At 45.8% G+C, this 21,471-nt stretch carries 14 protein-coding genes and 1 riboswitch; all 14 genes read right to left on the reverse strand.

Annotated elements, in window-relative coordinates:
• Positions 1-38 precede the first annotated feature (38 nt).
• Positions 39-3,482, reverse strand: a complete 3,444-nt coding sequence (locus P343_RS37345; protein WP_023511089.1) for a glucoamylase — start codon at positions 3,480-3,482, stop codon at positions 39-41.
• Between the two features lie 594 nt (positions 3,483-4,076).
• On the reverse strand, positions 4,077-5,846 hold the full coding sequence (locus P343_RS32580; protein ID WP_023511090.1) for a hydantoinase B/oxoprolinase family protein: 1,770 nt from the start codon (positions 5,844-5,846) through the stop codon (positions 4,077-4,079).
• Complete coding sequence (locus P343_RS32585) at positions 5,846-7,933, reverse strand: hydantoinase/oxoprolinase family protein (RefSeq protein WP_023511091.1); 2,088 nt, start codon at positions 7,931-7,933, stop codon at positions 5,846-5,848. Before P343_RS32585 ends, P343_RS32580 begins: the two co-directional genes overlap by 1 nt.
• 227 nt (positions 7,934-8,160) lie before the next feature.
• Positions 8,161-8,394, reverse strand: coding sequence for a hypothetical protein (locus tag P343_RS32590; RefSeq protein ID WP_023511092.1), 234 nt, complete (start codon positions 8,392-8,394; stop codon positions 8,161-8,163).
• Between the two features lie 3 nt (positions 8,395-8,397).
• Entirely contained in the window at positions 8,398-9,660 is a 1,263-nt protein-coding gene (gene preA / locus P343_RS32595; protein ID WP_023511093.1) for an NAD-dependent dihydropyrimidine dehydrogenase subunit PreA, read from the reverse strand.
• A 17-nt stretch (positions 9,661-9,677) separates the two neighbouring features.
• Positions 9,678-11,024: an NAD(P)-dependent oxidoreductase gene (locus tag P343_RS32600; RefSeq protein ID WP_023511094.1), complete on the reverse strand. Its 1,347-nt coding sequence runs from the start codon at positions 11,022-11,024 to the stop codon at positions 9,678-9,680.
• A 46-nt stretch (positions 11,025-11,070) separates the two neighbouring features.
• Entirely contained in the window at positions 11,071-12,609 is a 1,539-nt protein-coding gene (locus tag P343_RS32605; protein WP_031264155.1) for an NCS1 family nucleobase:cation symporter-1, read from the reverse strand.
• Positions 12,610-12,741: 132 nt separating this feature from the next.
• The gene (locus P343_RS32610; protein WP_023511096.1) at positions 12,742-13,971 is read right to left on the reverse strand and encodes a Zn-dependent hydrolase; all 1,230 of its coding nucleotides are present in this window, start codon (positions 13,969-13,971) and stop codon (positions 12,742-12,744) included.
• A gap of 151 nt (positions 13,972-14,122) precedes the next feature.
• Positions 14,123-15,490 carry an aminotransferase class III-fold pyridoxal phosphate-dependent enzyme gene (locus P343_RS32615; protein ID WP_023511097.1) on the reverse strand — a complete coding sequence of 456 codons (1,368 nt, stop codon included), beginning with the start codon at positions 15,488-15,490 and terminating at the stop codon, positions 14,123-14,125.
• 247 nt (positions 15,491-15,737) lie between these two features.
• Positions 15,738-17,354 (reverse strand): L-serine ammonia-lyase, iron-sulfur-dependent, subunit alpha, encoded by a 1,617-nt coding sequence (locus P343_RS32620; protein WP_023511098.1) that lies wholly within the window; start codon positions 17,352-17,354, stop codon positions 15,738-15,740.
• The gene (locus P343_RS32625) at positions 17,332-18,507 is read right to left on the reverse strand and encodes an amidohydrolase (RefSeq protein WP_023511099.1); all 1,176 of its coding nucleotides are present in this window, start codon (positions 18,505-18,507) and stop codon (positions 17,332-17,334) included. The genes P343_RS32620 and P343_RS32625 overlap by 23 nt, the downstream gene beginning before the upstream one ends.
• A 1-nt stretch (position 18,508) precedes the next feature.
• Positions 18,509-19,252 carry an amino acid ABC transporter ATP-binding protein gene (locus P343_RS32630; protein ID WP_023511100.1) on the reverse strand — a complete coding sequence of 248 codons (744 nt, stop codon included), beginning with the start codon at positions 19,250-19,252 and terminating at the stop codon, positions 18,509-18,511.
• Positions 19,249-19,965 (reverse strand): amino acid ABC transporter permease, encoded by a 717-nt coding sequence (locus P343_RS32635; protein WP_023511101.1) that lies wholly within the window; start codon positions 19,963-19,965, stop codon positions 19,249-19,251. The genes P343_RS32630 and P343_RS32635 overlap by 4 nt, the downstream gene beginning before the upstream one ends.
• Positions 19,966-20,175: 210 nt before the next feature.
• A complete protein-coding gene (locus tag P343_RS32640; protein WP_023511102.1) occupies positions 20,176-21,003 on the reverse strand; it encodes a transporter substrate-binding domain-containing protein in 828 nt (275 codons plus the stop codon).
• Positions 21,004-21,207: 204 nt separating this feature from the next.
• A riboswitch (SAM riboswitch) is annotated at positions 21,208-21,309 on the reverse strand.
• Positions 21,310-21,471: the final 162 nt, after the last annotated feature.

The following is a 21,471-nucleotide window of genomic DNA, read 5'->3' on the forward strand; positions in this document are numbered from 1 at the left end:
AATAAGTCACTCATCAGCAGCTCAAACTTCAACGCGTATTATTTTTGCTTAATATCTTTGCTCCAAACATAACCAACTTTTCCACTATAAACGACCTTATCCCAATGCTTGCCCTTAGCCAGAACGTTGACGGATGTCTTCTTTTTTAAATTCTTGATCACGTGGGCACTCGATGAAGTTCCCGACCGAAAGGCATGTTTTTTCACCAATAGTCCGGTAAACAAGCGTTTTTTGACATCGCTGCCCCAAACATAGCGTTTCTTGCCTTGATCGCTGATCGTTATCCATTTACCTGTTTTGAGGACCTTTACCGCCGTTCCCGCTGGAAGCGTTTTGACAACCTTTGCGTGAATCGATGCCCCAGTGCGTACCGCGTGCTTTTTAATCAAATAGGCTGTGAAAAATTTAAATGCTTTCTGTTCCGGTTTGATCGTTGCCTGAATCACAGCCAGATGCACAAGCAGTTCAGTTTTGAGACTTCCTGCAGGCAGCAGGTTAACACGCTTACGGGCAGTATCCACATTTTCGCGGGATTTGATTGATTCTGCTTTCTGAACGGCATCAACCGCTTCGGACACTGCCTTACGAAGATCAATCGCATGTTGAAGCTGATCTAATCGGTTTGTGAGCTTCGTTTTCACATCACCTGATGTTAGTTTCTCCACCAAAGTTCTTGCATGGTCAACATCTGTTTGGGATTTGCTCGCTTCTGCTTTCTCTACCGCACTCGTCGCCGCGCGTTCCGCATTATCCTTATCAATGGCGTTCTGGACCGCATCCAAGCGTTTGGTCAGATCCGTTTTTACAGCACTATCCGCTAAGTTCTGAACAAGCGTTTCGGCTGCATCAATATCCTCCTGAGCTTTGCTCGCTTCTGCCTTCTCCACCGCTAGTGTTGCGACATGTTCCGTTTTATTCTTATCAATGATGTTCTGGACCGCGTCTAATCGTTTGGTCAGATCCATTTTTACCAAACCATCTGCTAACTTCTGAACAAGCGTTTCGGCTGCATCGATATCTTCTTGAGTTTTACTTGCTTCTGCCTTTTCCGTGGCTTGCGTTGCTGCACGTTCAGCTTTATCTGTATCAATCGCATGTTGAACGGCATTTAGCCGATTGGTCAGATCTGTTTTCACCGCACCGTCTGCGAGTTCCTGAACAAGCGTTCGAGCCGTATCGACGTCATCCTGAGCCTTGCTAGCCTCCGCTTTTTCCACGGCTTGCGTTGCTGCAAGTTCTGCTTTGCTTGCCTGCTGATTGTAGTAGTCGTTAATGCCAAGGATGTACGACCCGGAGCCAAAACCGGCCATTGGCACAGAACCGGCGTAATCTTGCGTATTCCAGTCAAGCAGTTCCGGAATCAGATCATAATTCGCCGTAGCCTGGCTGGTCATCCAATCCAGCAAAGTCTTGCTTTGACTGTTGTTTCCCATTCTGGCAAGTGCGCCGGCGATTCTCAGATCAATAAATCCCCACTCTCGGGAATCATAGGTATCCCCGTCTTGATCGCGTTTGTATCCCGGGGTGCTGCCCGTAGTAATTCTCAGGTTGTTATCAAAGGCATTGATCATGCCCTTTGCCAGATCACTCGAAGGATCCACAAGGCCGAAGTTGATCGCTTCAACCGTTGAACCATCGTTAAATTTCAACGGATCACTTTTTCTCTCCAAAGAGGAAGCGATTGTCTGGGCACCATTCGTATCCACAACAAAATGGTCCAAAATCGCTTTTTGCAGATTCACTGCATCTTGAGTATACTTAGCTGCGGATTCCGTATCACCTGCTAAACTGGCTAGATGTGCCGCAGACTTAAACCCTTGATAGGTCGTAATATTCGTATAAGCAAAATGCTGCCGAGCAGGTGCGTTTCCGATATTTTCAAATGGTTTCCAATGCTCTTCCCAAATTGAAGAATCCGGCTGCATCAATCCAGTATCTTTATCAATTAATTCTTCAAGCAGATCGGCGTCACGTGTTTTCAGCTTATGCCAGTAAGTGTTCAGGAAAGATGTGTCCCCGGTTGCTTTGACATATTGATCTGCGCCCCACAGAGCAAGACCCCATCCATCAAATTCAATATTTGGTCCGTTATTATTCCAGTCGGATTCTTCAGTGCCGTTTCCGAAAAAGCGGCAAACAGAGATCAGATAATTATTGGAGAGATTCACGCCAAGACCATACGTTGGATCCGATTTATCCGTACTCTCGATAAATTTTTGCTGATAGTAATTCTCTCCGGACCCGTCATCCGCTTTTCTCATGTCGGCATTGAACATGAACTTAAGACCGTCCCGAGCCTCATCATAATGTCCTGAATCGATAAGTGCTTGGATCGAGTAGATACCGTCTCGCGCCCAAGCAATACTCCATTCCCCAGGAATTAAGCTCGCCAGAATCTGCCCGTCGCTATCGCCCGTTTCTCTGGATTGTGCCATTTTTAGAACAGTCGTTGATTGTTTGTAGACGTGTTGCTCTTGATCGGACAAACCGGCAGGCATTGTTTCCTTGCTGTGCCAATCTGCCCACCAGTTCTCTTCTTGTGTCAACAGTGCCTCAGGACTGCTCCCGAGTGCGGGCTCTGCCAGCGACATAACATCGTTACTCAGATGATCTTCGTTGCCGTCTTCGGTCAGGCCAATAATCACGCCATACCATTTCGATTGACCGGTAGACAGGTTGTTTGCCCGGTTTTCATAGCCAACAGAAATGTCATTGGCTTTGTCAACAACATGATCGTCCAAGCGTCCTTTATATTTGGCATCAAACCAAGGATTACCATTCGTTCCGTCTCCAGAAGCCCCTGTTTCATGATGCTCTCCGGACAAATTAAGATTCTTGTAAATTGCTAAATGGCCGTTACTGCCGTTATATTCCTTTAAATAATCTTTACTTGAGTTATAAGAAGATTGTTCATTGTCCGTGTTGCCATCGGTGCCTAAATGCATGTTCTGCGTGGAAAAAATCGAAACCTCTTTATCTGTGTCGCTCGTATTCGTCACTTTCATCAGCATCACGAGCATGTTCGACTGATATTTATTGTCTCCCGAAAAAGGTGTGAAGTAGTAGCTGCTAAATTCCAAGCCATTGTCTTTCTGAACGGCATTAATAATGTTGGTACCGTTTACATATTTGGCAGAATCAACATTCACATCGCTCAACCATGTCCCATTTCCACCATTCACACCATATCCAAAGTAGGAATCCCACATATAATTCTTTGTCGTTGTATTTTCGTCATAGTGGCTATAGATATGGGGTTGGTAGCGAATCAATTTCTTCTGATCCGCGGAGTAGATCGCAGCCGCAAGACCGTTTGAAGTAGTCAGCTGGTTCCATGATTTATGCCCACTATAATTCGGTGTTGCATTACTTGTTCCGTCCGCCTTAACCGTTGGCAGCCGGATCGCCGACATCGATACAAAAACCGCAAGCGACAATAAAGCAATGAATAATTTCTTCGATATTTTGACGAATCGATTCATGAATAATCCTCCCTCTTTTCTTGTTACTCATGATTAACATTGCAAGTCTTGTGCCATGTATTTGCACAGTTGCTTTTGCACACATACACGTGCTTTTCTATTAAATTTCCAACCTCCGATCTATGAAAAAAGTTTCTGATTCTATCAATTTTTGCTGATCTTCTTCGAAAAAATGGTAGTGAGCAGCTGATTCCTCGCACAGATGCGCACACATGCTGATCTGTGCAAAAACGGTTGCACACCTTCATCTACGAGGAACACAATATGGAGAAAAACGAGCAAATGCCGAAGAGAAACTCTATCATTATTGGTCCGATTGACAGAACGACCAACTCATTCTCTCCTAATAAGAATCCTTAGCTTAGATGATGGTACCGAAAAAGTTGCTCACCTGTTGAATAAACCGCTCACCTTGTGAATCCGAGCAGCTATTTGCTGAATTCCGGATGGATTCCTAACATCAACACAGATAAAAGAAGGCCCAAAAATTCACTTTCAGAATTTTTGAGCCTTCTTTTTGAATAAAACTATTAAAGTTCTTTGAAATGGCTTAACATGCGACCGTTGGCAAAATGACTCATTGTCACCCACAACTTATTCGTGCATGCTGCGCAGCAGTTCGGTTTCTTCCCATAGAATTTTATTGTCTTCAATGACGACTCCGAATTCGGTCTTTGCACGATCCAATGAAATGTATTCATCGAGAACATCTGCGAGGACGGTCTCCGGATCGCGGGTGTATGGATCTCCATATCCGCCGCCGCAAGGACCAACAATCTCAAGTGTTTCGCCGGCATGTGTTTTTTTATACGGAACTTTCGAAGGCAGTGACGTTTCATTTCCCTCACTATCCCGAAAAATTAATTTGCTTGGCGTTCCATCATAGCCGCCGTCAAATCCCCACGGCGCATACTTTTGCCCTTCACCTTCTACAGAGAAGCCGCCTTCATCGGTAAATTCAATATCTCGGATCGGGCCGACACCTCCTCGGTATTTTCCTGATGCCGCGGCGTTATCTGGAAACTCATATCTCGTCACACTGAGCGGATGGTGCGATTCAATATCTTCAATCGGGTTATTTCGTGTATTGGCGTAGAGTACATCAATGGCATCCATGCCGTCCCTTCCATAGCGTCCCCCGGAACTACCGGCCATGATATCCATATACACCCAATACTTTTTGTCAATCATGCCACTATAGGCGACCATGTATAGGTTACCGATACCGGCACAAATTTGGTCGGGAACCGCCTGCCCTAAAGCACGCATGATCGTGTCCGCGAGTGCGTTCCCTGGGCAGAAGCGGGAAATGGTCGGTGCTGGATACGTCGGATTAACCAGTGTGCCTTCCGGAGCGATAATTTTGATTGGTTTAACGAGTCCGGCATTCTGGGGGATATAGCCGAACTTTTGTGAATCGAGCAAAATGGTCCGGATCGTTAAATATACGGCCATATCTGTAGTACCTGGAAAAGGCATGTTGATCGGACGATCATCGACTTGATCGGAAGTGCCGGTCAAGTCAACGATCATGTCATCCCCTTTAACGGTGAGATTGACGTTAAATTTCAAATCCTTACGTTTTGGATCCTGGCTGTCCAGATAGCCATCAATATACCCTTCCGAATGATAGGTGCCATCTGGAATTTTCGAGATTTCATGACGCAAGACGCGTTCAGAGTAATCAATCATATAATCCCGGGCCGCACGCACCGTTTCCAATCCAAATTTTTCAACAAGTTCCAGATAGCGCTGCGCGCCGATTCGGCACGTCGCAATTTGTGCTTCCATATCTCCGACAACCATATCGGTTGCCCGCACGTTGTCCCGAATTAGTCGCCAAACCATATCCACCGGTTTTCCTTCCTCATACACCTTGATTGCTTTAAACTGCAAACCTTCAGCGAAGCAATCCACCGCATCAATAATACCGATTGAACCTGGTGACAGAGCACCCAAATCCAGCTGATGCGCTGTCGAGCATGAAAAACCAACCAATTCATCCTTATAATAGACTGGTACGAAAAATCCACAGTCGGGTTGATGCGTTGCACCGTAAAAGGAAGAGTTATGAAGAATCACATCACCCGGTTTGAAATCATAGCCTCTTTCTGCCATTATTTTGCGGATCCCTTGAAGATAGCCAGGAATCGGACCGGACTGCAGTGGCGTGCTATTCACCGATTCGCATAGCTGCTGTCCATGTTCGTCAAGCAGCGCACAACCAAAATCATTCGATTCGCGGATGATACTTGAGTAGGACATCCGTGCCAGCTTGTGACCCATTTCGATCGCTATATTTTTCAGCGCTCCACTGAGTACCTGGGCAGTGATTGGATCGATCGCTCTCTTCGTATCTACCATTACGCCTCGCCCCCTATTTTTACGATAATGCTTCCGTTCGATAACATGGTTGCGATGCAATCAGGAGGGATCACCGAGGTTGTATCTTTCTGAAGGATGACGCACGGACCTGCAATCTCCTCATTGATCGGCAGATTACTTTTCGTATAGTGCGGCGTATCGAACGACTTCAGCTCACCATCTGCTCGGAACCAAGCGGGCGCCACTTTTACTAATGCTTCATCAAGAGAATGGCTGCCACCAGCAAAATTGGGATCACCGATTTTCGGCATTTCGCCAATACCCGTCACGCGCATGTTCACAATTTCAATCGGTGCATTAAAGAATGAGTGGCCATATTCACGTTTATGAACGGTATGGAAAGTATTCCAAATGTCCGCCACGTTGGTTTCGTCAATTACACCGGAATCGACAGAAATGCGCAATTCATAGCCCTGCCCAACATAGCGGCAGTCAAAGAAACGTAAAAGTGAGATCTGTTCAGATTCAAAGCCGGCTTCTTTCAATTGAGCTGTAATATCTTCTTCAAGATCCGTAAACCGCTGATTCAGATAGTCCAGATCAACCTTGTCACTGGACATAAAAATCGTCTGGACAGCATCATACTTAAGATCCGTTGTCAAAAGACCGGTTGCAGAAGTGATGCCTGGATACGGAGGAATGATGACTTCAGGGATATCAAGAATTTTGGCGACTTCAATGGAACACATCGGTCCGCCTCCGCCCAAGGCAGCTAAACTGAAGCCGCGCGGATCAAAGCCTTTCTGGATCGTTCGCGAACGAATCGCATTCGCCATATTATTGTTCACAATCGTCAAGATGCCTTCAGCCGTTTCATATAAACCGAGCCCGAGTTCCGATGCAAGGTTTTGAACCGCCTGAACGGCTTTTTCAGGATAGATTTCCATTTCGCCGTCAAGAAAATGATCGGGATCAAGTCGCCCAAGCACTAAAGTAGCGTCAGTTACAGTTGGCAGTTCTCCGCCGCGTCCATAACATGCAGGACCTGGATAAGATCCGGCACTTTGCGGACCAACCTGAAATGCACCGCCGGCGTCAACATAAGCAATGCTTCCACCTCCAGCGCCAATGGTATAAATGTCGATCATCGGCACCTGCACAGGATAGCCGGCAATTTGAGTATCACCTGCTGAGGATTCAGAAAAACCGAGTTCCGTTACAATGCCGATATCCGCACTCGTACCACCAACATCAAACGTGATTAGCCGCTGATGTTGAGACAATTTACCTGCCCATTGTCCGCCCAGCACGCCGGCCGCAGGTCCTGATAATAGCGTCATGACTGGTTTTTCCGATATCGTCTTGGAATTTGCGACACCGCCGTTTGATGTCATGATCAAGAGATCACATTCCACCCCGGCATCGCGAAGACGCGACTCCAGACTTTCAATATAGCCCTTCATTTTTGGACCGACAAACCCATTCATGCTCGCCGTCGCAAACCGTTCAAATTCTCGGAACTGCGGCGAAATGTTGGCGGATGTTGTCACATAGAAATTCGGAAACTTTTCGTTGATGATTTCTTTTACACGCTCCTCATGTTCCGAATCTAAATACGAGAAAAGAAATCCGACAACGACGGACTCAACGCCTTCTTCCTTAAACTCATCCAATATTCTAATAACCGCATCCTCATCCAAAGGAACTTTTTCATACGCTTTACCATCTAGAACGCTGATGCGCTCGGAAACCGTTTTCCGGTAGCGACGTTCAACCATCGTTCTGTCCTGCCACGGTATTTCCTGAGCAATTGAATAGTTCTCCGGCCGCTGATGCCGACCAATCTGCAAAATATCCCGATAACCTTCTGTAGTGATCAGACCAGTTTTGGCTCCTTTGTGTTCAAGTGCGGCATTGGTCGCGATCGTTGTCCCATGAAACACGTGATCAACGCTTTGTCTATCAATGCCATAGCGGCTGCACAGTTCTGTGATTCCATTGACCATTCCAACGGACGGGTCTTGTGTGGTAGTCGGCGTCTTATGAATGCGTGAAACACCGGTATCTGTATCCGTATAAATCACATCTGTAAACGTACCGCCAATGTCTACTCCAATAAGTTTCATACCGTCCCATGCCTCCATCCACAATTAAAGGTTATTCTGATCCGCGGTCCACAAAAATTTACTAGACTTGGCATCTACTTTCTTTCGTTCGGTTCTACTTTTACTCCATTCGGTTCCACTTTTCCCGTATTAGGTTCTACTTTTGTTCGATTCGATTCTACTTTCTTCTTTTTAGGTTCTACTCTCGGGAAGCCTTAGTTGCGATTTACTCACTCTTAAATAGATCGTTATGTCCTTGATTCTTCCATTTTCTTTGTGCTTAACTGATTCGTTAAATATATTCTGGCATCCGGAGTGAGCAGGTGTAGGGTGGTGATACGCTCTTCATCTGTCTGATCTGCCAATTGAAAACTGACAAAGGCGCCGCTTAGATTCTCTTTTACGCTCACAATCTTGCAATCATTCTGCAGCAGCATGTCAATTTCTTCTTTTTCTTTTAAAAAGAGCTCGTGTTCATGCATCGTTTAACCCCCAAACGTATGAAGCAGCCGCTGTCGTTCATTCCAGGTCATCGAGATGTCGCTCGGCTTGTCAATCATGTCGATCGCGCCTTCTGCCGGACAGACAATAGAGCAAAGATTGCAGCCGACACAATCCTCTTCGCGAACTTTTAGTGAACGCCGGCCATTTGCATCCGTGAAAAATTCAATGCATTGATGTGCAGTATCTTCGCAGGCAATATGACACTTGTTGCAATGGATACAATAATCCTGATTAATAAGGGCAACTACTTTATGGTTAAGATCGAGATCGCCCCAGCTCATGTATTTAGAAACGGACTGTCCGACTAAATCCATGACCGAGTCTAGCCCTTTTTCATCAAGATAATTCGTTAACCCATCGATCATATCTTCGACGATACGAAAACCGTGGTGCATCGCCGCTGTACAGACTTGAACACCGGTCGCACCCATGAGCATAAATTCGGCCGCGTCCCTCCAATTCTCGATTCCACCAATGCCTGAGATTGGCAGGTTAATATCCGGCTGCTTGGCACATTCGCCAACCATGCTGAGCGCAATTGGCTTTACTGCCGGACCGCAATACCCGCCGTGGGTGCCCTTGCCCGCAACATTCGGAATGGTGTGCCACGTATCAAGGTCGACACCCATCAGACTGTTGATCGTGTTGATCAGGCTAATGGCATCTGCCCCTCCTTGGGACGCCGCATAAGCCGTCGCCGTAATATCCGTAATGTTCGGCGTCAACTTCACAATCACCGGCGTTTCGGCTGCTTCTTTTACCCAATAGGTTTGCTTTTCAACTAACTCCGGGACCTGACCGGATGCCGATCCCATACCGCGTTCGGCCATGCCATGCGGACACCCGAAATTGAGTTCCAGACCGTCGACACCGACATCCTCGACCCTTTTCACAATTTCATGCCATTTTTCTTGTTTCGGTTCAACCATAAGTGAAGCAATAATCACATGATCTGGAAACTTCTTTTTTGTTTCATTGATCTCCCGCAAGTTCACTTCCAGCGGCCGATCCGTAATCAGCTCAATATTGTTAAACCCGGCCACACGTTGACCGCCATAATTTAACCCTGAGAAGCGTGATGTGACATTTATAACCGGATCTCCGAGTGTCTTCCACACGGCCCCGCCCCAGCCTGCTTCAAAAGCACGTTGTACCTGGTAGCCCGTGTTGGTTGGCGGACCGGAAGCCAGCCAAAATGGATTTTTAGACTTAATGCCTGCAAAATCGATCTGCAAATTAGCCAAGGAGATCCCCCCTCATTTTAAATTTTGCTTAGCATGTAATCATGTATAGCATAGGCAGCTCTTTTTCCTTGTTCGGCAGCAGCGACAACCATTGCTTCACCGATTCCATTGCCAAAGATTACATCACCAGCCGCATAGACTTTTGGATTTGAGGTTTGATACGTTTCAGCGTCGACCTTGACGATTCCCTGCTCATGCTCAAGCCCAAGGGCTTCGATGAACGATGTATACCGCGATTGGCCAATTGCCTTAACCACAACATCGGCTTTGATCATGAAATCCGAATTTTCAATCTCTATTGGCCGGCGACGCCCGCTTGCATCCATTGCCCCAAGCTCCATACTCACACATTCCAATTTAGCGACATGATTCTGACCATCGTCGATGATCCTTTTTGGCTGCGCGAGCCAGTTGAATTCGATTCCGTCCTGCTTAGCGAAGCTGAATTCAAATGGGTAAGCCGTCATCTCTGCCTCCGAGCGGCGGTAGATCATTTTGACACTTGCAGCCCCTAATCGTTTCAGGCAGGTCGCAGCATCGATCGCCGTATTTCCAGCCCCAATCACTACTGCCTTTTTACCTTTAAAATGATTAGGTACCCTGCCATCTTTAACGTTCTCAATAAGCTGAATCGCATCATAGACGCCATCCAGATCTTCGCCCGGAATACTGAGCGGCGGAACATTTGCCATGCCGATCGCGAGAATGACTGCATCAAAATCATTCAAAACCGTTGCTATCGGAATATCTTTGCCAACCTCTGTATTCGTTTGAATCGTGACGCCTAATTTTTCAATCTGGCTGACTTCCCAAAGCGAAATTTCCTGCGGCAGTCGGAAAGGGACAATCCCGTACGTATCTAGGCCACCGGCTTTCTCATTTTTTTCATAAACGGTCACCTTGTAACCGAGGCGTGCCAGTTCTCTAGCTGATGACAAACCTGCTGGTCCTCCTCCGATAATGGCGACTGTTTTTCCGTTGGCCTCCCCTGCTTCAAATAGCTGTTGTTGATTTTTCATCGCCCAGTTCGTGGCATGTCTTTGCAGATCACCGATCATGATCGGCAGAGACGCATCATTTAAAACGCAGGCACCTTCGCACAGCTCCTCTGTCGGGCAGACTCTTGCACACGTCGCCCCCATCGGATTCGCATCCATAATGACACGCGCGGAACCTTTCATGTTTCCTGTCGTTATTTTTTTTATAAACAAAGGAATATCGATTCCCGTTGGACACGCTTTCGCACATGGCGCGTCAAAACAGAACAAACAGCGATTGGCTTCCTCCATGACCTCTTTTGGTTTTAAATCAGGCTTTAGTTCATCAAAAATTTTCCACTGATGATTGGCAGTAGGCGAATCCATACGAAAATCACCTCCATAATTCCGTATTCGTCATTTCATAAGACGTTTAGACGTTTTCCGGTCCATGGTTGACAACTTGCGCCGCCGCCACATCTTTTGCCGAATTCGACGAATTCATGATCACTGTCATTGATTCATATTCGCCTTCAGCAAGACGGCTTGGATCTTGTCTCATTAAGTAGCCGTAGACGCATCCCGAAATGATTAGCCCAATCGTCCAGGCATTATCCCATAAGAATCGTAATCCCGGAACGAAAAGTCCGAGGAGCGGAATGATGATACCGATAATCAAGGCATAGATGCTCTTCATGTTAAATCCGGAAGCATAACTGTAGCGTCCCGTGCTTGAATACAATTCGGTTAATACTAACTTACGCTGCCGAACAAGCCAATAATCGGCAATCGCGATACCGTCAATAGGACCGAGGAGTGCGCCGTAACCGCCAAGAAATACAAAGATATAATTTGAAATATCGCCAACCAAATACCAAGGTTGCATAAGAAGAGACAGTAATCCGGTCAAGATTGCGCCGACACCGAACGTAATTTTTCGCGGCCACAGGTTTTCAGCAGCACGTGCCGGGGCAACAACATTGGCAGCAACATTCGTGGTTAATGCAGCTAAGATAATACCCAATGTGCCGATTAAGATAACAAAAGGAGGGAAGTGAGACATCAGAGCGGCGGGATCCCAGATCGCCTGGCCAAAGATAACGACCGTCGCAGAGGTGACGGCGACACCGATGAACGCGAAGAGCCCCATAGTACCTGGAAGTGCAATTGATTGACCAATAATCTGCGCTTTCTGGCTCTTCGCGTACCGGCCAAAATCAGGAATGTTGAGTGCGAGTGTCGCCCAGAAGGCTATAGTACCTGTTAATGCAGGGAAGAAGATTGCAAAAAATTGACCTGCTGATTGGAACTTAGATGGCGCGGACAACATCGGCCCCATACCTCCGGCAGCTGTAATCGCCCAGATCAACAGTGCCAGTCCAAGAACGATCAGTACAGGGGCTGCCCAAAATTCCATTTTACGAATGGCTTCCGGGCCGCGGTAGGCAATAATCACATTGAGTGCCCAAAATGCAAAGAATGCGATGAAGAGATGTCCGCCGACATGTTCCCATCCGGTCATTGAAGCGAGTAATGTGTCGATGGCAGCACCGCCATACCAGCAGTTGATACCGAACCAGGCTGCCGCAACAATTGCCCGAGCAATAGCAGGGATATGCGCCCCTTTTGATCCGAACCATAGTCGTGCGAACACCGGATAAGGAATGCCGAATTTCGTCCCTGCATGTGTATTTAGAAGGATTGGTACAAGGACAACCAGGTTTCCGAGGATGATGGTCACAATGGCTTGCCACCAGTTCATACCGAGTGCGATTAGCCCGGAAGCCATTGTATAGGTCGGGATACAGATACACATACCGATCCAAAGACTAGAAAAATTGTAAGCCGTCCAATGATGTTCTTCTCTAGTTGTCGGGCGTAAATCTTCATTTAACATATGACTGTCTTTCAGGCTTTCTGCGGCTTCACTGGTCAGCGTGACAATTCCGTCTTGTTCTACTTGCGTTTTCATCATGCGAATTCCTCCTTAATTTGAGTGGAGTTGCAGATCAGCCATCAAAAAACTCGTCATGTTTATCTAATCATCTCTGTCAGAGCAAGCTTTTTTTAATATAAAATACGAAAGAAAAAAATCATTGCCAAATCACTGTTCAGACAGAATGGCCAGTACCGTATCTAAAGCCACATTCACCCCCTTTGCGCATGCTTCATACGGTGTCATTTCCTCTTCACAATGACTTTTCCCCTTCACACTCGGCACAAAAATCATGGCGGTGGGAATGTAATCCGCAATATACTGCGCATCATGACCCGCGCCGCTATACATCTTTTTGTACGAATAGCCCAGTTCCTTCGTCGATTTCTCCAGTTGGCAGCAGATCGCGCTGTTAAACGCAACCGTATCCCGCCCCCATAACTTCTTTGTTTTGATCGAGCAGCCTTCAAGCAAATCAGGAAGGGCTTGGATGGTTTGGACGACTTGTTCCACAACCTCCGGATCCTTATGACGCGCTTCCAATGTAAAAACAACCCGATCCGGAATCACCGTGTGAATATTGGGCGTGACGATTAATCGGCCCATAGTGTAGACCAGATCCTCGGCCAAGCTGCTTAACTTCTTTCGCAACTCAGCGATAACATCCGTTGCTGCGAACAGTGCATCTTTTCGCATGCGCATTGGTGTTGTTCCCGCATGATCGGATTCGCCGGTGACTTCGATCTCATAATTCACCATACCGACAACACCTTCGACAATACCGATACCTAGATTTTCACTTTCCAGCACTGGCCCCTGCTCAATATGCATTTCCAGATAAGCCGTTGCTTCTTCCAAACGATTGACTGCATCGCCTTCATACCCACTCGCAGCTAATGCCTGACCAAACGGTACACCGTCAGGATCCATGCTTTTGAGCATTTCCGACTTGGCAAATTTTCCGGATATAATCCCTGAACACATCATCGCCGGATCAAACCGTGCGCCTTCTTCATTTGTAAAATCTACGAGGGTAAACGGAATTTTGGGCTTAATATGGTGATCATGAAGGGTTCGTGCAACCTCCAAAGCTGCAATTACACCCAAAACACCATCGAACCGCCCGCCCTTTTTCACAGAATCTAGATGTGAACCCATCACAAGCGGCGGTTTGTCTACAATGCCTTCCATCGTCGCGTAAATATTGGCCACATCATCGACCTTGACACTCATGCCCAATTCTTTGCAGCAATCCACTAGATAATTTCTAGCAGCAACATCTTCTTTGGAAAGCGACAAACGAGTTACACCATTGTTCGCCGTGCGCCCGAAATCCGCGAATTTTTCAATAGTTTCCTTCAGCCGCTTACTGTTGATCAGTAGTTTCTGTTCCTGCACGTGCGATCATCTCCTGCAAAATCAAGTCCATCCAAACCCCGCATCTAAGACTCTTGCAAAGCGTAAATTAAATTTTTTTCACTCTCTGTTTCGCCTTTTTAAAGGAAATATCTTTCATTGCAGGTCAAAGATTCCCGTTAACCCTGCATATTTATTTGGCCATTAGCGGCTGATCCGCAAAGAGATCTTCCCTTTCGAATTTCATCAACGCATGCTCGAATAGATCCATTGCCTCATTGATTTGCTGTTCGGTAATGATCAGCGGAGGGGCAACCATCACACTTGATTCATGTGAATAAGTATAGAAGCCTTGTTCCATAAGTAGACCAACAAATTTTTTCATTAAGCCGACTGCATCCTTCCCGTAGTCCATCCCGTAAGAAATAATTGGCTCCTTCGTCTGCTTATTCTTGACGAGCTCTACTGCGGCAAACAACCCGATATGACGAACATCGCCAACTGAGGCAAATTCACGGAGCTGTTCCAACCTTGCCGCCAGTACCTTGCCCATCTCAGCCGCATGCTCAATTAGGTCCTCATCTTTATAAATATCAAGTGTAGCACAGCCGATCTGGGTCGATACTGTATGGCCGCTATAAGTCAGACCGGTCATCAAGACATGATCATCGAAATATTTGGCAACCTCTTCACTGACAATCACACCCCCAAGCGGACTATATCCGCAAGTCACGCCCTTGGCGAACGTCATGATATCCGGTTCAAGATCAAAGTGATCAACCGCAAACATTTTTCCTGTCCGCCCGAATCCCGACATGACCTCGTCGCAGATCATCAGAATCCCGTATTTCGTACAGAGTTCACGGACACCTTCCATGTAGCCCTTCGGTGGAATCAAGACACCGTTGCTTCCCGGAATGGTCTCCATGAAGATTGCTGCAATAGAATCCGGCCCTTCATACAAGATTTGGCTATTCAACCGATCCAAATAAAAAGCTGCCGCAGCTTCCTCATTTTCAAATTTAACCTTTTCACGATACAAGTAAGGCGTCTCAAATTTGATAAATCCTGGGAGTCCGGGTTCAACCGTAAATCGACGGTTTTCACCGGAAAGATTACCGGCTCCGAACGTGGCTCCGTGATAAGAACGATAGCGTGAAAAAATTTTATAACGACCGGTGACCATGCGCGCAATTTTCACGGCGTGATCGTTTGAATCTGCACCCCCGTTAGCGAAAAATACTTTCGCCATATTCTTGGGAGCAACCTCGATGATCTTGCGCGCTAATTCCGCTTTCGAGGCGGTAGCAAATCCTGGGGAAGCGAGTGGAATCTCTCCGATATGCCTGAATTCTTCCATTAGTTTCGGATGATTATGGCCGACATTCAAATAAACAAGTTGTGAGCACATGTCATAATATTTCTTATCCGAATCATCCCAGAAAAAAATGCCGTCAGCCTTTTTGATGATTTTTGGTTGGACATCTTTTTGCTTTGACCAGGCATGCAAGACATAGTGCCGATCGTCTTCCTTTATTTGCCGATCATCAATTTGTTCCATGAACCGCCATCCCCCATCAATTTTCTGAATTAATATAATTTAATGATATACCTTTATTAATTGAAAACAATGACAATTAAACTGAAAAAAATAGTGCAACTGCACAAAGCAGATGCACTATTTCGTTAATCAAATCTTCGATCAAATGCCAGCGACACTTGCGCCGGAATGGACCCGATAGAAAGAAGTATGCTATTCAATCACCGTTCAACGGCGACAATAAGAATTCAAATCCTTATATTCACCTTTATTGTGCAGGTGCGATATATTTGAGCTTGTCGCCCATTACTTCGTCCTTAAGGAATAAGGCACATTTTTGCGCAGTCAACGTGCAGTTCACACCGCATAAAGGACCGCTAACTACTTTTTGATTTTCTTGCCGGTTTTTTTCAATAGCAAAGAGCACTTCATGATAGGGAATTAATGGATCAACTCCAGAGAGCGCCATGTCGGCATACATTGGCGCTGTCACTGCTGCACGCACGGTACGCGTCAGACATGGGAACTCCAGACCGCCGGGAATCGGATCACATGGAATACCAATATTCGCTTGTAAAGCCATTGAAGCGGCGTGCTGCACCTGTTCCCCAGTACCACCCGCCATCCATGTAATGGCACCGGAAGCCATCGCGCAGCACACACCGGATTCTCCGACACAACCAGATTCTCCGGAAGCATGAGCATGAGTAAAGGCAATCGCCCCCAAGCCAGCGGCGACAATTAAACCTTCCACTAATTTCTCGTGGGAGAAGCCTCTTGCTTCACGTACGGCTTCAAGCGCGGAATACAGATAGCCGCCGCCAGTACCCATAGGGCCCGGAACGATGACAACTCCGGGAATTTTTGCATTCGTTGAATACGCATAATCCATAATACGCGAGGTCAGTGAATCAACCAACGCATGAGATTTATGTTTATACCGGTTCCACAGCCGTCCGTAAATCGGCAGCATCGGCGTATCCGGAACGTTTTCATAACCCAATCGCTCTAATGCATGGATTTGATGATCCAAGATATCGGCAATTTTTTCAAAATACGCAATAATCTCCGTTTCGCTCCACCCGGAAAAGTCTCGTTCATAGTCAATAGCAGTGTGAACAAAACTTTGATTGCGTTCTTGCGAAATCTTAATCCATTCATCAACGGTTTGAAACAATTGCGGCTTGCGATTGAGCGTTGTGACAACCGGTAGTAGCGCAGGGAGCAAGAGAAAATCTTCTTCATCGAACAGAGAAACAAGGTCGTGATCAGGAATGGCAACGGAGAATTCGATAAAATAGCCCCGCTCCCCTTGTTTATTTTTTAATTCTTTGTGGGCAACATATTGTTCACGGAAGCGGTCAATCAAACTGGATACCGGTTCGGCATAGCGCCCCTCGGCATCGTGAATGAGCAGGCCAAAGGTATCTGCCTGCCAGTGAATTTGGAAGCCGTTTACTTCATAAATCATGATCATTCCGCCGCCGACCGATTGTCCGACCAACTGGCTCGTATCCCCATCTTTCCCGACCAAGTCAAACTGCACGCTTCCGGGATAACCGTTCTCTTCCGGCAAAGCTGTAAATTCATAAGATATGCCCTTCTCTCGGGCAAGCTTATGTGCATCAAAAAGGCGGACATCATCAGTAGCGAAATTCTGCAATCCCCCGAGATAGCCTCGGTCATCCATCATATTTCCCAAATGCCTTAGATGCCGCTTGTCACTGGGATTAAAGGAAATTTTCGCACGAAGAAGGGACGACTTAATTGTGTGATGCGCAACTCTGCCCACTCTGCTCGTTCCGGCGAAGCTCCCGCTTGATCCTGGCTGCATAATAGGACCGAACACATCATTAAAGAAATCAGGATAGAATCGTTTGGCCATCAGAAGCGCTCCCCTCAAAATATGCTTTAACTAAGGCGACAAACAGCGGGATCGAGGTCTTAAAGGCTTCAGGATCAACCTTGAATTTACTGTTATGAACCGGATGTGCGCAGCCGACGCCGACATTAAAGAAAGTGCCCGGAATAATCTGCTGGTAACATGAGAAATCTTCTCCGCCCATACTCGGATCCAGTTCAGTCACCTCAAAACCCTGTTTCTTCGCCACACGTTCAACAATCTTTGTCAATCGGTGGTCGTTAACCACAGCCGGAGCACCATCTACCCAGCGAAATTCATTTGTTATTCCGTTTGCTGCGGCAATCCCATCCGCCAATTCCTGCAAGCGTTCTTTTATTTTCGCACGTACCTGACTGTCAAAGGAGCGAACCGTCCCTTCAAGAAGAGAACTGTTCGGCAGCACATTCCACGTATTTCCAGACTCAATATGCGTAATGGAGACGACACTAGGCTCAAACGGACTGATGTTTCTGCTCACAATCGATTGAGCTGAAACAATAAATTCTCCCGTTGCAACGATCACATCATTTCCGCTTTCCGGATGGGCAGCATGCGTACCCTTGCCGTGAAAGGTCACAAAAATGCGATCGACGGCAGCATTAAAATTGCCAACTTTGACGCCGATTACACCAGTCGGGAGTTCTGGATTAACATGCAGACCGAATATTGCTTCAACGTCGGTTAGCAACCCCGTGTTAACGACTTTCTCCGCACCATGTTCCGCTTCTTCGGCAGGCTGAAAAATAAGAAGAACCGTTCCATCAAGTTGATGTTCGATTTTCTTTAATTCAATCGCTGCTGCAAGCAAATTTGTTAAGTGAAAATCATGGCCACACGCGTGCATCCGATTTGGTGTTTCCGACGCATACGATAGCCCGGATTCCTCACCAATGGGCAGTGCATCGATATCCGCTCTAAGCGCAATTAGTGGACCTGGCTTCTTTCCACCAATCTTAGCAAAAACGCCCGTATTTAAAGGATTGGGTAAAAGATCGATGCGATGGCTTTCAAGCACTTCTCTAATCTTTTTGGTAGTCTCAAACTCATTGAGGGCGAGTTCCGGATGCCGATGGAACCATTTAAATAACGACAGAGCAGTCTGTATGGTTTCTGTTCCTAACTCAAGTTGAGTCATCTCATTCCTCCTCATAGGTTAATTTTTGGAGAAATGCTTGTGTGCGCACATTCTTACTTTTTTCAAAAAGATCCTTAGGATTGGAATCTTCGACAAGCTCTCCATGTTCCAGAAAAATTATTCGAGTCGCTACACTGCGAACAAAACGCATTTCGTGGGAAACTAGAATCATAGTCATTCCTTGCGCAGCAATTTCTTTAATGAGATGAAGAATTTCGCCGACCCATTCCGGATCCAGAGCACTCGTTGGTTCATCAAAAAGCATCACTTTCGGATCAACGGCGAGTGCACGGGCAATACCTACGCGCTGCTGCTGTCCTCCTGATAAATTCGCCGGATAGTCCAGTAGCTTATCGCTCATGCCAACCTTTTTTAGCAAAGCTTCCGCTTTTTCAAAGGCGTCTTTTTTCTTCATTTTTGATACAACAATCAGACTGTCCGCGACATTTTCCAGAACCGTTCGATTCTTAAATAAATTGTAATGCTGAAAAACCATTGAACTCTGGCCGCGCAGATTTCTCACATCATGTTTGGTGTATTTTGCAGCGTCAATCGCCGCATCAGCGACAGTAATTTTTCCAGAATCAGGCACTTCAAGCCAATTTAGCAGACGGAGCAAAGTCGTCTTTCCCGCGCCGCTTGGACCAATTAATGTAACCACTTCTCCTTTACTAATGGTTAAATTAATATTGTTCAGTACATGATTTTTTTTATAGGACTTAGTAATGTTTTCCAACTGGATCACGAGTCTACTTTCCTTTCATACCGACGTGCGTAAACCTCCACTTTTGAGAGAGCAAAAGCGACGACAGCACAGACAACCCAGTAAATAATTGAGACCACGATATAGATCTCAAAAAATCGAAAGGAGCGCGCCCCGACGATTTTGGCTTGTGCCATGATGTCTACAATAGAAATCGTAAAGACGAGCGACGTTTCCTTAATCAACGAGATCAGCGAGTTTGATAGCGGCGGAATCGCAATGCCAATTGTTTGCGGAATAATCACCTTCCGAAGCGCCTGAAAACGTGTCATATTGACGCTGTAGCATGCTTCCAGCTGCCCAGAATCTACGGCAAGCAACGAGCTTCGCATCGTTTCGGACATATAGGCCCCCGCATTAATCGCCAGTGCGATAATTGCAAAAGCGATGCTCGGCACACCGTTTACATCAAAAGATGTACCAAATTTTTCGTTGATTGCTTTAAGGAAAAGCGGAATGCCATAATAGACAAGCATAATTTGAACTAAATCCGGAGTTCCACGGATAAATGAAATATAGACCTTGGCAAGCGGGCTGAGAATCTTGATGTTCGCGTAACGAATAAACGAGATAATGAACGCAATCACAAGCCCGATTACCCCGGAAACAAATGCGATGAACAAAGTCGTCGGCAAGGCCTGGAGAACTTCCGGAAATGAGCGAATCATAAATTCAGGATCAAAAATTTTTCCCATTTTTATCTTTTCCTCTAGCCATGTTAAATTTTTCGGCCTATTGGCCAACTGACGAAATAAGGAGGAAATCCAGTTTTCCCCCTTATTTCATCAATTCAAGTATCGTTCAGCTAACGAAAAGAGTGACAAGTCTAAGCTTTTCATATGAGCTTATTACAACAGGAAAAAACACGTTTAGTGACGTGATTTTCCCTTTAAACGAACTTAATGTTATTCAGCTGATTCTTTAGTTGTGTAGTCTTTTCCTAGATACTTAATAGATAACTTCTTTAAAGTACCGTCTTTGCGCAATTCAATGAGTGCTTTGTCAATCAACTTTTGATATTTACTTCCCTTGTCATTTTTTACGAAGAGCAAATGAATCGGGCTGATACCAAGTTCCGGTGCTGTTGTTCCGTCAATCTTAATGCCTAATTTCTTTGCTGTGAGCTTCGTTGTAATGATGCTGCTGATCGTTGCATCCACACGTTTTGAATCAATTTCCTGCAAAGCGTTGTTAATGTTTCCGTCCGTATATTTAATCTTGATTTTGTTGCCGTTCTCCTTGTTGAAGTGTTCCAAAGCTGTAGTTGTGTTCGTCCCAACACCTGCTGCGACGGTCTTTCCATACAAATCTTTCAACGATTTAATATCAGTTCTGCCCGCTTTATAGATAATTTGTGAACTGCCATAGAGATAAGGCTGCTCCGAAAACAAGTATTTCTTTTCACGTTCCGGATTCTTGCCGAGATCACTTGCAATGATGTCAAATTTTCCAGATTCGAGAGCGACGAAGATACTGTCCCAAGCTGTCGGTACATAGTTAAATTTAAGAGATTGAACTTTCTTATCAACCGCTCTCATGACCGCGATATCATAGCCGTCGGCCTTGCCATTTTTATCCACATAATTGTAAGGAGGATACGCGCCTTCCGTTCCCACATTTACAGTCGTGACTTTTACCGTGTTTTTCTTTGTGGATGCAGCTCCGTTCCCGCAAGCTGCTGTCGTTAATAAAAGAATAAATGCTAATAACGCTAAAGCGATTTTTTTGTTCATTGTCCTTCCCCCATATGTCTCTTTTTTAGTTGTTAATAACACTAATAATCCTATAAATTTACTTTGATTAAAATAAAATTCATGTTCAGTTCATGATGCCTCTCTCCTTCGTTGACACTGACGGCAGCAACTTTTTGAAAAGAAAAAAGCGATTCATTCTCTTGAAAACAAGAAAAATAATCGCTACAGCCGTTCGTCTTATTTTTCTTATCGCTCAGATTACATCTGCTGGAATTGACACCATACATCATCCATGCTGGTTGTCGGGCTTCATTAGGCCAGTCCTTCCGCCACTCTTGATAAGAATGATTCATTTGTGACTCTGAGTTTACAAGATACAACATCATCCGTCAAGACTATTTCAAACTAAACAGCTCAGATTTATATGTTTTCAACAAAAAATAGACATGACATTGTCACGAATCGCTTTGAGATTCTATTTATTTACGTTACGAAAAAGCAGCACGA

This window comes from Sporolactobacillus laevolacticus DSM 442, assembly GCF_000497245.1.
In the GTDB taxonomy this organism is placed as follows: Bacteria; Bacillota; Bacilli; order Bacillales; family Sporolactobacillaceae; genus Sporolactobacillus; species Sporolactobacillus laevolacticus.

Coding starts and splice junctions, on each gene's coding strand:
- P343_RS32605 (WP_031264155.1), bottom strand. CDS start 12,609: ATGAAAACGCAAGTAGAACAAGACGGAATTGTCACGCTGACCAGTGAA.
- P343_RS37345 (WP_023511089.1), bottom strand. CDS start 3,482: ATGAATCGATTCGTCAAAATATCGAAGAAATTATTCATTGCTTTATTG.
- P343_RS32635 (WP_023511101.1), bottom strand. CDS start 19,965: ATGGGAAAAATTTTTGATCCTGAATTTATGATTCGCTCATTTCCGGAA.
- P343_RS32590 (WP_023511092.1), bottom strand. CDS start 8,394: ATGCATGAACACGAGCTCTTTTTAAAAGAAAAAGAAGAAATTGACATG.
- P343_RS32625 (WP_023511099.1), bottom strand. CDS start 18,507: ATGACTCAACTTGAGTTAGGAACAGAAACCATACAGACTGCTCTGTCG.
- P343_RS32580 (WP_023511090.1), bottom strand. CDS start 5,846: ATGGTAGATACGAAGAGAGCGATCGATCCAATCACTGCCCAGGTACTC.
- P343_RS32615 (WP_023511097.1), bottom strand. CDS start 15,490: ATGGAACAAATTGATGATCGGCAAATAAAGGAAGACGATCGGCACTAT.
- P343_RS32620 (WP_023511098.1), bottom strand. CDS start 17,354: ATGGCCAAACGATTCTATCCTGATTTCTTTAATGATGTGTTCGGTCCT.
- P343_RS32640 (WP_023511102.1), bottom strand. CDS start 21,003: ATGAACAAAAAAATCGCTTTAGCGTTATTAGCATTTATTCTTTTATTA.
- P343_RS32585 (WP_023511091.1), bottom strand. CDS start 7,933: ATGAAACTTATTGGAGTAGACATTGGCGGTACGTTTACAGATGTGATT.
- P343_RS32600 (WP_023511094.1), bottom strand. CDS start 11,024: ATGGATTCGCCTACTGCCAATCATCAGTGGAAAATTTTTGATGAACTA.